The 13,260-nt window shown below is 71.0% G+C and carries 14 protein-coding genes; 7 read left to right on the forward strand and 7 right to left on the reverse strand.

Features of this window, described 5'->3' with window-relative positions:
* Positions 1-6: 6 nt before the first annotated feature.
* Positions 7-1,917 carry a TIR domain-containing protein gene (locus tag OG588_RS12035; protein ID WP_405947270.1) on the reverse strand — a complete coding sequence of 637 codons (1,911 nt, stop codon included), beginning with the start codon at positions 1,915-1,917 and terminating at the stop codon, positions 7-9.
* A gap of 38 nt (positions 1,918-1,955) precedes the next feature.
* On the opposite strand from OG588_RS12035, the gene OG588_RS12040 reads away from it, so the two are divergent.
* From OG588_RS12040 to OG588_RS12055, 4 genes are all read left to right on the forward strand, one after another.
* A complete protein-coding gene (locus tag OG588_RS12040; RefSeq protein ID WP_405947271.1) occupies positions 1,956-2,633 on the forward strand; it encodes a hypothetical protein in 678 nt (225 codons plus the stop codon).
* A gap of 87 nt (positions 2,634-2,720) precedes the next feature.
* Positions 2,721-3,200: a hypothetical protein gene (locus OG588_RS12045; protein WP_405947272.1), complete on the forward strand. Its 480-nt coding sequence runs from the start codon at positions 2,721-2,723 to the stop codon at positions 3,198-3,200.
* 127 nt (positions 3,201-3,327) lie between these two features.
* A complete protein-coding gene (locus OG588_RS12050) occupies positions 3,328-3,768 on the forward strand; it encodes a RidA family protein (protein WP_405947273.1) in 441 nt (146 codons plus the stop codon).
* Positions 3,765-4,241 (forward strand): GNAT family N-acetyltransferase, encoded by a 477-nt coding sequence (locus tag OG588_RS12055; protein WP_405947274.1) that lies wholly within the window; start codon positions 3,765-3,767, stop codon positions 4,239-4,241. The genes OG588_RS12050 and OG588_RS12055 overlap by 4 nt, the downstream gene beginning before the upstream one ends.
* 36 nt (positions 4,242-4,277) lie before the next feature.
* Here OG588_RS12055 and OG588_RS12060 read toward each other — a convergent pair whose 3' ends face one another.
* From OG588_RS12060 to OG588_RS12070, 3 genes are all read right to left on the reverse strand, one after another.
* Positions 4,278-5,225 carry a glycoside hydrolase family 6 protein gene (locus OG588_RS12060; protein WP_405947275.1) on the reverse strand — a complete coding sequence of 316 codons (948 nt, stop codon included), beginning with the start codon at positions 5,223-5,225 and terminating at the stop codon, positions 4,278-4,280.
* 344 nt (positions 5,226-5,569) lie between these two features.
* Positions 5,570-6,283 carry an aspartate/glutamate racemase family protein gene (locus OG588_RS12065; protein WP_405947276.1) on the reverse strand — a complete coding sequence of 238 codons (714 nt, stop codon included), beginning with the start codon at positions 6,281-6,283 and terminating at the stop codon, positions 5,570-5,572.
* A 5-nt stretch (positions 6,284-6,288) separates the two neighbouring features.
* On the reverse strand, positions 6,289-7,761 hold the full coding sequence (locus OG588_RS12070; RefSeq protein WP_405947277.1) for an NCS1 family nucleobase:cation symporter-1: 1,473 nt from the start codon (positions 7,759-7,761) through the stop codon (positions 6,289-6,291).
* 169 nt (positions 7,762-7,930) lie between these two features.
* On the opposite strand from OG588_RS12070, the gene OG588_RS12075 reads away from it, so the two are divergent.
* On the forward strand, positions 7,931-8,599 hold the full coding sequence (locus OG588_RS12075) for a GntR family transcriptional regulator (RefSeq protein WP_405947278.1): 669 nt from the start codon (positions 7,931-7,933) through the stop codon (positions 8,597-8,599).
* Positions 8,600-8,614: 15 nt separating this feature from the next.
* Positions 8,615-10,084 carry a LamG domain-containing protein gene (locus OG588_RS12080; RefSeq protein WP_405947279.1) on the forward strand — a complete coding sequence of 490 codons (1,470 nt, stop codon included), beginning with the start codon at positions 8,615-8,617 and terminating at the stop codon, positions 10,082-10,084.
* Between the two features lie 32 nt (positions 10,085-10,116).
* Here the strand turns inward: OG588_RS12080 and pip are convergent, their stop codons facing one another.
* Positions 10,117-11,079 carry a prolyl aminopeptidase gene (pip, locus tag OG588_RS12085; protein ID WP_405947280.1) on the reverse strand — a complete coding sequence of 321 codons (963 nt, stop codon included), beginning with the start codon at positions 11,077-11,079 and terminating at the stop codon, positions 10,117-10,119.
* An 18-nt stretch (positions 11,080-11,097) separates the two neighbouring features.
* The gene (locus OG588_RS12090) at positions 11,098-11,790 is read right to left on the reverse strand and encodes a uracil-DNA glycosylase (RefSeq protein ID WP_405947281.1); all 693 of its coding nucleotides are present in this window, start codon (positions 11,788-11,790) and stop codon (positions 11,098-11,100) included.
* Between the two features lie 144 nt (positions 11,791-11,934).
* Here OG588_RS12090 and OG588_RS12095 point away from each other — a divergent pair, with 144 nt between their 5' ends.
* On the forward strand, positions 11,935-12,558 hold the full coding sequence (locus OG588_RS12095; protein ID WP_405947282.1) for an RNA-binding S4 domain-containing protein: 624 nt from the start codon (positions 11,935-11,937) through the stop codon (positions 12,556-12,558).
* Between the two features lie 77 nt (positions 12,559-12,635).
* On the opposite strand, the gene OG588_RS12100 is transcribed toward OG588_RS12095, so the two are convergent.
* Entirely contained in the window at positions 12,636-13,091 is a 456-nt protein-coding gene (locus OG588_RS12100; RefSeq protein WP_405947283.1) for a DoxX family protein, read from the reverse strand.
* Positions 13,092-13,260: the final 169 nt, after the last annotated feature.

The following is a 13,260-nucleotide window of genomic DNA, read 5'->3' on the forward strand; positions in this document are numbered from 1 at the left end:
CGCCGCTCAGCCCGTCGCCGCCACTCCGAAGTCCGCCCCCGAGATGCCTCCTAGCCCTTCCGCGATCCGCAGCAACGGCTCGCGCAGGGCGGTCAGTTCGGTTCGCATCGTATCGGCCTGCGGCCAGGCGGACTCGTGGTCCAGGGGGGCGGTGTCCGTCGGGCAGCGGGCCTCGTAGGCGGCCAGGCGGGGGTGCCAGGCGCTGGTGAAGGGGCGGATGGTGTCGTTGATGAGGGCGTAGGCGAGGCTCTGTACGGTCGGTGCGCCGGAACCGCGTTCGAGGCCGATGCTGTACGTGTGCAGCGTCCCGCGCGTGAAGTCGATCAGTGACTTCAGGGACGCCAGCGCCTCGCGCAGACTGCCGGTGCCCGGTGCCAGTTCCTGGACCCCGATCCGGGTGACCAGCTCGACCTGGATGTCGAAGGCGGCCATCCGCTCCGACTCGCTGGGTGCTGCCATGGGTGCCTCCCTCCGGCTGCCGGGGAAGGTCAGCGTAACCGGGTCGCGGCGGCCGCACAGGGTGCGCAGGGCGGCGTGCCGCAGGGACTCGGTGCGGGCGGGGGCCGGGTCGTGGTGGTGCCAGGCGTGCAGGGTGACCGGGTGGAGCCGCCAGCCGCCGTCGGCCACCGGTGCCAGCAGGCTGCGTACGCGCAGTTCGGCGACACCGTTCGCGGCCCGCCGGGCGGCGACGGCCCTGGGCACCCGGTCGGCGGCGGCGAGCACGCGTTCCGCGTCCTGCGCGGTCAGCGGCAGCGGGTGCAGTACGGCGGCGCAGCGCAGGACGTCGGCGGCCTCCGCCGTGTCCACGTCCCGTACGAGGTCGCCGGTCATGTCCGTCTCGGCGAGCGCGTCGAGGAGGGAACCCTCGCGCGCGTGCAGCCGGTCGTACAGTTCGCGCGGCCGATGCCCGGCCCGGATTCCGCGCCCCAGGAGTCCGAGGGCGCGGGGATGCCCCTCCATCGCCTCGGCCAGTGCCGCGTCACCGCCGACGAGCACACGCGCGTGCCGGTCGTCGAGCGGTCCGAGGTCCACGGGGGTGCCGATCCCGTCGTAGGCACGGCTGCGCAGGGTGAAGACGGTGCGGCCGAGCGGGTGGGGTGCCGCCATCGCGGCGATGTCACGGGCGGTGAGCCGGTCGGCGGGGACGGCGTCGACGACCCACAGGAACGGTTCGCCGATGTCGTCGAAGCGGCGGAACAGGCTGTCCCCACCGGAGAGCGCGCGCACGGAGTCGTCGTACGCCTGCCCGCTCACCCAGAAGACACCGCCGGAGTAGGCCGCCTCGAAGCGGAGGGCGTACTCCTGGGCGAGCGCGGACTTGCCGATGCCGGCCATGCCGCGGATCTGTACGGCACGCGGGGCGTCCCGGCCGGTGACGAGGGGCGCGGCATGGGCGTGCAGGGCGGAGTGCACCTGCCAGAGCTCGGAGAGGCGGCCCAGGAAGTCGGGGCACGGTTCCGGCGACCCGAACAGCCATCGTCGTACGGCACGTTCCTGGGTGGCCATGGGGCCGTCGAGACGGGCGACGTGCTCGCGTACGTCGGCCACCAGGGCGGCCGGGTCGTCGGCCGGGGCGTGCCGGGCGTCACGGAGTTCGACGGGGTGGATGTGGTCGGTGGTCGCCTCGGGATTGACGACCATGACGCGACCGCGCGGATCGCCCTCCCCCAGGCCCGCGAGGTAGGCCGTCGTCAACTCCCATTGGCAGGCCTCGCGTTCGGGGTAGCCGGTGGAGTAGTAGGCGAGCAGCGCCTTGGAGCGGGCCAGTTCGCGTCGGATGGTGTCGCTGATGCCGGCGAAGGAGGCGACCCCGGTCTCGTCGGTGAACACCGCCAGCCCGCCGTCGCGCAGCACCCGCGCGAGCGGTCGCACCCGCTCCACGTCGCCGCGGCTGTAGCTGAGGAAGACATCCCACACGACGGCTTACCCTACTGTGGGTACCGGGGAGGGCGATCATGAGACACAGACAGCGCAGGCGGCGGCGTCCGGGCGGTCCCTCGCAGATCACGGCCAGGCTGACGATCCCGTTCGTCGGCGAGATCTCGGGAACCTGGGAACCGGCCGACGCGGAGCGCAGCGCGGCCTGGGAGCTGTACCTGCAGCTTGTCACCCGCGTGTCGGTGGAGGAACTCGGCGACGACGAGGGCTTCCTGCGCGAGGCCCTGTCGTCCTTCTACACGTTCTTCGACACCACCCGCGACATCCTCCGTCGCCACGGGCCCGACATCGCCCCGCCCGTGCCCCCTGGTCACATCAGCTTCGCCGTCCTCGCGGTCACCGTCCTCAACCGCGTCCTGCGCCCGCTGCTCGCGTCCTGGCATCCCCGCCTCGCCGCCTACGAGTCCCAGCGGCCCGAAGGGCACGATCCGGTGGCGTGGGAGCGGGAGTGGGAACACGCGGACGCGCTGCGGGGTGCGATCGCGGAGGTGCGACGTGCGCTGAGGTTGCTGGCGCGGACATTGCAGGAGGTGGCCGGGGTCGGCGACCTCATCGACCTGCCCGCACCGCGCACGCCCGAGGACGCGCCGACAAGGGCGAATCGGGGCACCCCCCCCCGGCGGTTCAAACAGGTCCTGACGCTCCGAACCCTGCTCCGGACGCTTCCGAAGTCTGAGGTCGCTCTCGCCGCGTGAGGCCGGCCGCGTGCGGCCGTCGGGCCGATTGTCAGTGGCACGCGCTTCACTGGAGTGGTCACTGAGAGTCACCACGGGGAGCGGTCGATGGCAGCGCACGGGACGAACGAGAGTGGGCAGGGGCAGGGGCGGGAGCAAGGGCAGGCACAGGGATCGGAGGGCGACGGCGGCTCGGACACCGCCGCCCGTACGCATCTCTCCGTGGCCGGGTTGCGTGCGCGGGGATGGACGGCCGGGATGGTGCGTCAACTGCTCGGTGAACCCGATCGGTTCCGGGTCAATCCGCATGTCCGGGCGGCTCCGCGGATCCGGCTGTACTGCGTCGAACGGGTCGAGGCCGCCGAGCGGAGCGAAGAGTTCCGGGCCGTGTCGGCGGCTACCGCACGGCGGTCCGCCGCGGCGCGGATCGCGGCTCGGCGCAGGCGGCGGGAGGTGCTGGCACGGATCGCGGCCGAGGAGTTGCTCCGGCGGCGGGTCTACGCGGCCATCAACGAGGCGTACCCGCTCCTTGTGCAGGAGTGCGAACGCCAGCTGTCTGAAGGGGAGTTCGGTCCACCTCCCGAATGACATGGCTGGAGACGTCGGCGAGCGGGTGAGAAATTGGAGTGCGGGCGCCGTCGTCGACGTGATCGGGTGATGCCGGTAATGCGCCGCCCGCCGCGCCCACGCCGACGACCCATCCCCGGGAGACCCCGTGCTCGAACGCGTCACCGTCCCCACCCTCTTTCCGCCACCCACGTACTCCCACGTCACCGTCGTCGAAGCCGGTACGAAGCTCGCCTTCCTCGCCGGAGCCGTTCCGCTCGACGGCGACGGCAGGTTGGTCGGCGAGGGGGACGCGGTGCGGCAGGCCGAGCAGGTGCTGGTGAATCTGGGTGAGCAACTGCGGGCGGTCGGCAGCGACTTGGGGCAGGTCGTGGCGACGGACGTGTATGTAGTCAGCAGCGAACCCTCGGTGTTGTCCGCCGTGTGGGAGGTGGTCGAGGCCTCCGGTCTCAGCGCCGGGCCGCATTCGTCCACGCTCGTCGGCGTGGCCTGCCTCGGGTACACCGGGCAGCTCGTGGAGATCACGGCGACGGCCGTCGTACCGGATGAGGAAGAGGGAGAGCGAGAGGGGGAGGTGGCGCGGTCGTGAATCCCGGCTCTGAGGTCGTCGTCACGATCCGTCGGGCGGCCGGCCCCGATGCGCGCCCCGCGGCGGACGTATGGCTGCGTTCGTTCGCCGCCGCGCTGCCGACCGTCGTCAGTCCGCGGTCCGCCGACGACGTGCGGGACTACTTCCGGGACGTCGTCGTGCCGTTGCGGGAGATCTGGGTGGCCGACGCGGGGGACGGCGGCGGGATCGTGGGGCTGATGGTGGTCAACGGCGACGAGTTGTCCCAGCTGTACCTCGAACCGGACTGGCGCGGGCGCGGCCTCGGGGACCGCTTCGTCGCGCTCGCGAAGGAACGAAGTCCAGGGGGCCTGCAGTTGTGGACCTTCCAGGTGAACAAGCCCGCCCACCGGTTCTACGAGCGGCACGGCTTCGGCGCCGTCGAGTTCACGGACGGCAGCGGCAACGAGGAGCGGGAGCCGGACGTGCGGTACGTGTGGGAGCCCGAGTCGTAAGGCACGGGTTGTCGGCGATGGGCTCCAAGTCGTGTGTCAGGGACCGGCGTTGCGAGCCAGTTCCAAGGCGTACGACGGCCACCACTGGCCCGCCGCCGGGCCGCCCCGGCAGGTGCCGTCGGACTCGCCGGGGCGTTTGATCCACAGGTAGGCGTCGAGGAGGGGGTTGTCCGTGCGGGTCGTCGGCGGGGTGCCGAGGGCGCGGCCGGGTGGATTGCACCACGCGTCGGTGCCGGTGTAGGGGCCGTTGCCGTTGCGGCTGGTGTCGATGACGTAGTGCTTGCCGGCGAGGTCTTTGGAGAGCTGATCGCCGTACGTCGAACTCGCCTGGTTTGTTTGGTAGTTGGAGACGTTCAGGGCGACGCCGTCGGCGTGGGCGACCCCGGACGCCTTGAGCGCGGTGACCAGTCGCCAGGCCTCGGGGATCCAGCCGGAGTTGCCCGCGTCGAGGTAGACGTGGGTGTGCGGTTGGCGTTTGAGGCGGTCGACGGCGTGGGCGAGCAGGGCGTAGCGGTCGTTCGCCGCGACCCGGGTGCAGCCGGCGACCACCTGGGCGACCGCGTCGGGTTCGACGATCACGTAGGCGCCCCGGTCGCCGAGCGCGGTCGCGAACTCGTCGATCCAGGCGCGGTAGGCGGCCGCGGTGGGGGCACCGCCGAGGGAGTACTGGCCGCAGTCGCGGTTCGGGATGTAGTACGCCACGAGTACGGCGGTGCGGCCGGCCCGGGTGGCGGCGGCGGTGCGGGCGCGGACGAGTGGGCCGGGGTTGGGGCCGTTGAGCCACTCGGCCTCGGGTCTGGCGGCGATGCGGTCCATCAGCGCGGCGTCGGCTGTTCGGTCGGCCGCTCGCCAGGTGGCTGCCTGCTGTGCGGCTCGGGAGTCGGGGGCGGTCCAGAAGGGTTCCGGTACGTCGCGGGTGGCGCCGGCGCAGCAGAGTCCTGCGAGGAGGGTGGTGAGGAGGGCTCTCGGTACCGGGGTGGGCAAGGGGGGCTCCTTCTCGCCGGTGGTGACTCGTCCTTCCGGGAGTGTGCGGGGCGCTCGCGCTTGGCCTGGCGTGTGGGCTGGCAGGTCGCGGCAAGATCACCCCGACGGGGGGATACGCCGCGACAGGGGGGTGCCAGGTCTGTCGTTTGGCGGGTGCGGCGCCATCGTGACTGGTCGCGCCCACGCGGCGGAGCCGCATATCGATACAGCCCCACGCCCCTAAAAGCCACTACCTCGCCCCCCCTGAATGTCGGACCAGCAGAGGCGCCCTTAAGGGGCGCGGGGAACTGCGCGAGCAACCCCCACGCACCCGCACTCCGAACTCAACCCAGCAGCCCCCCTCCTCAGCGCCCCCACCCCCGCCTCTTCACCACCGGCCTCGCATAACTCCCCGCCCTGCTCGTCGTCAGCCCCAACCCCACCAGCGACTCCGCCAACTTCACCGCCGCCCCCACCCCGTCCACCACCGGCAACCCCAGCTTCTCCCCCACCACCCGCTGCAACCCCGTCATCCCGGCACACCCCAGCACCAACACCTCGGCCCCCGCCGCGCACACCCGTTCCGCCGCCGCGAGGAACGCCGCCTCCGTGCGGGCCTCGTCGCCGCCGAGGTCGAGGACGCTCAGGCCGGTGCCGACCACCGCCGCGCAGTTCCGGCCCACCCCCGCCAACTCCAGGCTGTCCTCGATCTGGCCGCAGGAGCGTTCCAGTGTGGTGACGACGCCGTACCGTCGGCCGAGCAGGCAGGCCAGGTGGGCGGCGGCCTCGGTGATGTCGACGACCGGTGTGTCCACCAACTCCCGGACGCCTTCCCGCCCGTGCTCCCCGAAGCCGGCCATGACGACGGCGTCGTACGCGGGACCCTCGTACGTCCGGAGCAGATCCATGACGGCCGTCGCCGAGAGGTAGCTGTCGAGCCAGCCCTCCGCCGACTCGGGGCCCCACGCCGGGGTCAGTCCGGTCACGGTGGTGCCCGGGCCTGCCGCGGCCCGGGCACCTCGTACGATCTCCTCGGTCATCTCCTGCGTGGTGTTGCAGTTGGTGACGACGATGCGCACGCCGGTCAGACCTCCAGCGGCTCGGGAGCGGGCTCGGCGGCGGCTCGGTCGGTGCGGCAGATCAGTACGTACAGGCCCGCGCCCAGTGCCGTACCGATGAACCACGAATACGGGGCCACGTCGCTGAACGTCTTCACCAGCGCGAGCACCGCCGCGACCGCCGCCGAGGGCAGGAACGCCCACAGCGCCTTGGGGTTGACGCCCTTCCGGTAGTAGTAGCGGGAGCCGGGGGTCGCGTCGAACAGTTCCTGTACGTCGACCCGGCCGCGCTTCACCCAGTAGTAGTCGACCATGATCACGCCGAACAGCGGGCCCAGGAAGGCGCCGAGGCCGCCGAGGAAGTAGTTGACGACGGTCGGGTTGGAGAAGAGGTTCCACGGGGTCACGACCAGCGCGGCGACCGTGCTGATCATGCCGCCGATCTTGAAGGTGATCTTCTGCGGCCAGACGTTGGCCAGGTCGTACGCCGGCGAGACGAAGTTGGCGACGATGTTGACGCCCATGGTGGCGACGGCGAAGGTCAGCGCGCCCAGCACCATCACCCAGGTGTTACCGACCTTGGCGACCAACTCGGCCGGATCCGTGATGGCTTGGCCCCAGACCTCCAGCGAGCCGGCCGTCACGATCACCGAAACGACCACGAACGCCGTGGAGTTGATGGGCAGGCCCCAGAAGTTGCCGCGGCGGACGGTCTTGTAGTCCGGCGCGAAGCGGGAGAAGTCGCAGAAGTTGAGCATCAGCGTGCCGTACGTCGCGAGGATCAGCCCGATCGCGCCGAACCACTGCCGCCACTGCTCCCCGAACGAGACCGGGTGCGGGGTCGAGGTGAGCGAGATCGACCAACCGGCCTTCGCCAGCACCCAGATGGCCAGCGCGATCATCACCAGCCAGATCGCGGGACCGCAGAAGTCCTGGAACTTCCTTACGGATTCCATGCCCTGACTGATGATCACCGCCTGGATCAGCCACAGCGACACGAAGGAAACCCAGCCGAGGGCGTCAAGTCCCAGGAAGGAGTGGTGAGTCCAGGATTCCAGCCCCGGCCAGGCCGCCAGCAGCATCACGTTGACGGCGACGGAGGCGAGGTAGGTCTGGATGCCGTACCACATGATGGCGATCACGGCCCGGATGAGGGCCGGGATGTTCGCGCCCCACACGCCGAAGCTGATCCGGCTGACGACCGGGAACGGGACGCCGTGCGCCTGCCCGATCTTCCCCATCCAGTTCATGCCGACGTAGATGAGCACGAAGCCGACGAGCAGGGAGGTGAAGACCTGCCAGACGTTCATGCCGAGGACCAACAGGCCTGCGGCGAACGTGTAGTTGCCGAGGTTGTGGACGTCCGACATCCACATGGCGAAGAGGTCGAAGACCTTCCAGTTGCGCTTGTCGGCGGGGGCGAGGTCTTCGTTGGTGAGCCGGGGATCGGGGACGAACGCTGGCGTGCCGGTGACTGCGGCACTGTCGGCGAGGGACACGGGGCCTCCAGGGCGAGGGGACGGGAGGGATGAGTGGGATGGGCAGGACGGCTTCCGGTGTCGTTTGGTATACCAAACTGCCGTCATAGTCCTCCCGTCAACCGTTCCGACCGATGTCTCCGTTGTTAACGCTCCGTAAAAGACCCTCGGAGTCGGCGAAGATAAACCCATGAGCTCCACGACAGCGAAGATCGAACCCCTCGGAGCGGTGCGCGAGCGCGTCCTGGCCACCCTGCGGCAGGACATAATCGCCGGTCGCCTCCGTCCCGGTGACCGGCTGGTGGAACGCGAGCTGGCCGAGCGCTTCGGCATCTCCCGGGTGCCGGTCCGCGAGGCGATCCGCGCGCTGGTCGCCGAAGGGTTCGTCCACTTCGAGACCCCGCGGCGCACGGTCGTACGCCGTCTCACCCCGAACGACGTGCGGGAACTCTTCGAACTGCGCGAGGCCCTGGAGGTCTACGCGGCCGGGCTCGCCGCGTCCCGCGCGACCCCGGAGGAGCTGGCCGAGGTGGAGGGACTCCTCGACCGTGCGGCCGCCGCGACCGAGGCGGGGGACGCCGAGGTGATCACGGACATCAACAGCCGCCTGCACGACAGCATCGTGGCGATCGCGGGCAACACGCTGCTGACCGCCGCCCTGGAGCCGGTCGCCGGCCGACTGCGCTGGATGACCCGACGGAACGAGGAGTGGCCCCAACTCCTCGTGGAACACCGCGAGTTGTACGAGGCGATCGCATCCGGCGACCCGGACCGCGCCCGCGCGCACGCACTGGCCCACGTGCGGACCAACTACCGTTCCACGGTCCGACATCTGTTCGGGGACGACGTGCAGCCGTAGGCAGAGGGAGCGAACATGGTCAGCAGACGTGGCCTGTTGAGCAGGGCGGCGCTGGTCGGCGTCGGGGCGATGACGGGCGTGGCACAGGGGGCGGGGGTGGCCGTGGCGGACGTGGCGCTGGACACGCCGTTCACACCGGTCGGCACGCCGCATCTGGCGCAGGCCGAGCAACTGGTGGGATATCAGCGGCTGTTGGCGGCCGGGTATCTGGTGGACGGACTGGTGGGGCACTGGCCGCTGGACGGCTCGGGCGCGGACCGTTCCGGCCACGAGCACCCCGTCACACTCGGTTCCGGTGCGACCTGGTCGGCGTTGCACGCGGGCGGCGAGCTGAGTCTCGACGGGACGTCCGGGGCGTACGCCGCCACCGACTCCGTCCTGGACACGACACTCCCCTTCACCGTCTCGGCGTGGGTGCGGCTGGCCAGCGACGCCGACCCGGCGACCATGTACACGGCGGTGAGCCAGGACTCCGCCACCACCAGCCGCTTCCTCCTCCAGTACGACAACACCGTCGCCACCTGGGCCTTCAAGGTCCGCAGCGAGGACCAGACCACGAAGGTGTCCGCCGTCGCCACCTCACCGGCCGCCCTCGGCGTCTGGACCCAGCTGACCGGCGTCTGGGACGGCACGGAGATCCGGCTGTACGTCGACGGCCGGCCGGCGGGCAGCGCGGCGACGGCCCTTTCCTGGGCGGCACCCGCGGGCCTCTCCATCGGCCGGGCCCGCTTCGACGGCGCGCCCGTCAACCGCTTCAAGGGCGCGATCGACGACGTACGCGCCTACGCCCGCGCCCTGTCCGCCGACGAGATTGCCGTCGTCAGCGGCCGTACGGCCCGCCAGAACAACGTCTACCAGTCGGGCTCGCCCGCCATCCTCACCTGGGGCACGCCCGACGACCCGGCGAGCTGGGTGGCCCGCGCCCGCTGCGCGTCCTTCGTCACCGGCGTCCTGAAGCACACATACGGCTGGGCCACGGACGACTACTTCCTCCAGTACTTCCAGGAGAAGGTCCCGGAGGCCGCCGACTACTGCGCGGCCTTCCTGAACGGCACCGCCGGCCCCCGCTTCCAGCGCGTCCGCAAGGTCGCCGACCTCCGGCCGGGCGACATCATCGCGGTCGACTACAACGGCAGCGACCCCGACAACACCGGCCACATCGTCATGGTCCGCGAGGTCAAGGGCGTCTTCAGCGGCACCGCCGACTTCACCGGCGAGACGCAGTACGCCGTCGAGATCATCGACTGCACCTCCGACCCGCACGGCGTCTACGCCCTGACCAACTACCCCAAGTACCCGGACACCCGCATGGTCGGCAACGTCACCGGCGAGAACCTCCAGGGCGTCGGCATCGGCCACATGATGTTCTACGCCTCCGACACCACGGGCGAGTTCTCGCGGTACCGGTGGAGCGTCAACTCGTCGAAGAGCAGCGGGACTTACGACGTGACGGCACGACCGGTGGCGACGGCGCGAGTCGGCTGAGCAACCGGGCCGACGACGGGCTACCAACTGGACTAGCGCCGCGCGTACTTGTCGGTCGCCGCCACCAGCGCCTCCACGACACCCGGCGCGCCCGTGTTGTGCCCGGCCTCGTCCACGATCACCAACTCGCTGCCGGGCCAGGCGTGATGGAGCCGCCAGACGACACCGAGGAGGTTGCCGAGGTCGAGGCTGCCCTGGACGAGAGTGCCGGGGATGTCTTTGAGGAGGGGCGCGTCCCGCAGCACGACGCCCTCCTCGTTTCCCTCTCCCAGGAAGTGGTCGTCGCCCCAGTAGTGCGTGACGGTCCGGGCGAAGCCCATCCGGAACTCCGGGTCCTCGTACCGCTTTTCGGAGCGTGGTGGGGCAGGGATGATCGCCGTTTCCCAGTCGGTCCAGGCCCGTGCGGCCCGCTCCCGCACCGCCCGGTCGGGCGACTCGATGAGCCGGTTGTAGGCGGCGGCGAGGTTCCCGTCCCGTTCATCCATGGGCAGTTCACCGACGAACTGCTCGAACGCCTCCGGGAACAGCTTCCCAAGTCCCCTGGTCAGCAAGGTCACTTCGGGATCGGACCCGGTGGCGACACAGGTCAGCACCAGCTCCGACACCACCCCCGGATGCGTCTGCGCGTACCGCAGCCCGAGCACCGACCCCCACGACGCGCCCCACACCAGCCACCGATCGATCCCCAACTCCCGCCGCAGCAGCTCCAGATCGGCGATGAGGTGGGCCGTCGTGTTCACGCTCATGTCGGTGTCGTACGCGCTCGCGTGCGGTGTGGAACGTCCGCACCCGCGCTGGTCGAGCAGCACGATCCGATAGACGGCGGGGTCGAAGTAGCGCCGGGAACGGGGAGAACAGCCCGACCCCGGGCCCCCGTGCAGCACGACCGCGGGCTTGCCGCGCGGGTTTCCCCAGGTCTCCCAGTAGACGCGGTTACCGTCACCGACGTCGAGCATGCCGTGGTCGTACGGTTCGATCTCCGGATACAGGCCCATCCGCCGACCCTAACCTCACTACGGCGTGGTCGGCAGCCCCGCCGCCCCGGCCGCCGTGCGCAGGACGTCCCGCAGCATCGCGGGGGTGAGTTTGCCGGTGAAGGTGTTGCGCTGGCTGACGTGGAAGCAGCCGAAGAGGTCGAGGCCGCCGAGGGAGACCTGTGTCCCGTGCCCGAACGCGGGCCGTGGGCGCGGGACTTGCCACCCCGCCGCCGCGAACGCGGGCAGCGCCGCCTGCCAGCCGAAGGCGCCGAGTACGACCGCGGCTCTCAACGTCGGCCGCAGCAGGGTCAGTTCCTCGACGAGCCAGGAACGGCAGGTGTCCCGCTCCTCGGGGGTGGGCTTGTTGGCGGGTGGGGCGCAGCGCACCGGCGAGGTGATGCGCACGCCGTACAGCTCAAGGCCGTCGTCGGCGCTCACGGCGGTCGGCTGCGAGGCGAGGCCGATGTCGTAGAGGGCCTCGTACAGGACGTCCCCGGAACGGTCGCCGGTGAACATGCGGCCGGTGCGGTTGGCGCCGTGCGCGGCCGGGGCCAGGCCGATGATCAGGAGCGAGGCGTCGGCGGGACCGAAGCCGGGTACCGGGCGGCCCCAGTACGTCCAGTCGGCGAAGGCGGCGCGTTTGGTACGGGCGACCTCCTCGCGCCAGGCGACCAGTCGGGGGCAGGCCCGGCAGCCGGTGATCCGATGGTCGAGGTCGGACAGGTTCATGCCCTCACCGTAGGGCGACCACGTGACAGCGACACCGGGAGCCATGAAGCGCGTGCCGCATCGAACCCCGAGGAGCGTCCTCCGGCTCAGCTCGTCGGCCGAAACCCGCCGGAGCCGCCCGCCTCGGGGGACTAAAGTCGAGGCATGGCTTCCGAGGGTGCGGACGAGACCGACGGCGACAACGGAACCGGCACGACGACCACGACGAGCCGGAACACCGACGCGCCCCAGAGCCCGGCGGCCGAGCCGCAGAGCGACGCCGTGGCCGCCGCCAGGGCCGCCGGTCCCTCGAACGGTGAGAGCGTCCGCGTCGACAGCTGGATCTGGTCCGTCCGCCTGGTCAAGACCCGCTCCATGGGCGCCGCCGCCTGCAAGGGCGGCCACGTCCGCGTCAACGGCGAGCGCGTGAAGCCCGCCCACTCCGTCCACGTCGGCGACGAGGTACGCCTCCGTCACGAGGGCCACGAGCGCATCGTCATCGTGAAGCAGGTCATCCGCAAACGGGTCGGCCCTCCGGTCGCCGTCCAGTGCTACGTGGACAACTCCCCGCCGCCCCCGCCCCGCGAGGCCGTCGCCCCGGCCGGCATCCGCGACCGCGGCACCGGCCGCCCCACCAAACGCGACCGCCGCGAGATGGAGCGCCTGCGCGGCCAGCCCACCGCCGACGCCGGTCCCGCCACCACTCCCGACGCTTCCCGGGACCGGGACACCCACCACGACTCACGCCGCGACTCACGCCGCAGCACACACCGCGACCGGCAACGGTGACCTCCGGCCCGGGCCCCTCGGCCCACCGGATGCCACCGTCACCCTGTGCTCGGCTGTGATCAGCCGTACCGCACGGATCACGCCCGTCGTCGTACCACTCGCAGCAACTCCTTGTTCTGCCCCCGCCGTGCCCAGGCGATCAGGGCCAGCGGGATGATCAGGATCAGCGGTGTCGCCGCGTTCTCACCGTGGAACACGGTCATCTGCACGACGAACGCGCCCACCATCAGCGCGCTGAGCGCCGTCGCCGCCACCGACTGCAGCAGCGGGACCAACAGCCCGACGGCACCGGCCAGTTCGAGCGCGCCGATGGTGTACATGGCCCCGCTGCCCCAGCCGATCCGGTCGAAGGAGTCCACGGCCGACGGGTCCGCGATCAGCTTGGGCAGCGAGCTCGCGACGCCGTAGAACAGGGCGATCAGCACTTGGAGGGCGCGCAGCGCGATCCGGGCACGGCGACCGCGAGTGGTCGCGGACTCGGCAACGACGGGGCGGGGGTTCGCGGAGGCCAGGGAAGCGGTGGTCTCGGACATGAGGTTCTCCTGTGGGAAGCGGTGGGAGCGCCGGGAAGCGGTCCGTGTTGCTGTCACAGGGGTAGACCGGCCGTCGTCCTCGAACTCATCGCCGCCGCCCGCGATTTCCTTCGCTGAGCGGTCGGTTCCGGAAGTCTTTCTGGGGTTGATCAAGCTGCCGGCACGACGG

Origin of the sequence: Streptomyces prunicolor (assembly GCF_045162825.1) — a bacterium.
Classification (GTDB): domain Bacteria; phylum Actinomycetota; class Actinomycetes; order Streptomycetales; family Streptomycetaceae; genus Streptomyces; species Streptomyces prunicolor.

Bases quoted from the DNA above. Each gene is read 5' to 3' on its own strand.
- OG588_RS12040 (WP_405947271.1), top strand. From the start codon at position 1,956: ATGAGACACAGACAGCGCAGGCGGCGGCGTCCGGGCGGTCCCTCGCAG.
- OG588_RS12045 (WP_405947272.1), top strand. From the start codon at position 2,721: ATGGCAGCGCACGGGACGAACGAGAGTGGGCAGGGGCAGGGGCGGGAG.
- OG588_RS12075 (WP_405947278.1), top strand. From the start codon at position 7,931: ATGAGCTCCACGACAGCGAAGATCGAACCCCTCGGAGCGGTGCGCGAG.
- OG588_RS12080 (WP_405947279.1), top strand. From the start codon at position 8,615: ATGGTCAGCAGACGTGGCCTGTTGAGCAGGGCGGCGCTGGTCGGCGTC.
- pip (WP_405947280.1), bottom strand. From the start codon at position 11,079: ATGGGCCTGTATCCGGAGATCGAACCGTACGACCACGGCATGCTCGAC.
- OG588_RS12090 (WP_405947281.1), bottom strand. From the start codon at position 11,790: ATGAACCTGTCCGACCTCGACCATCGGATCACCGGCTGCCGGGCCTGC.
- OG588_RS12095 (WP_405947282.1), top strand. From the start codon at position 11,935: ATGGCTTCCGAGGGTGCGGACGAGACCGACGGCGACAACGGAACCGGC.
- OG588_RS12100 (WP_405947283.1), bottom strand. From the start codon at position 13,091: ATGTCCGAGACCACCGCTTCCCTGGCCTCCGCGAACCCCCGCCCCGTC.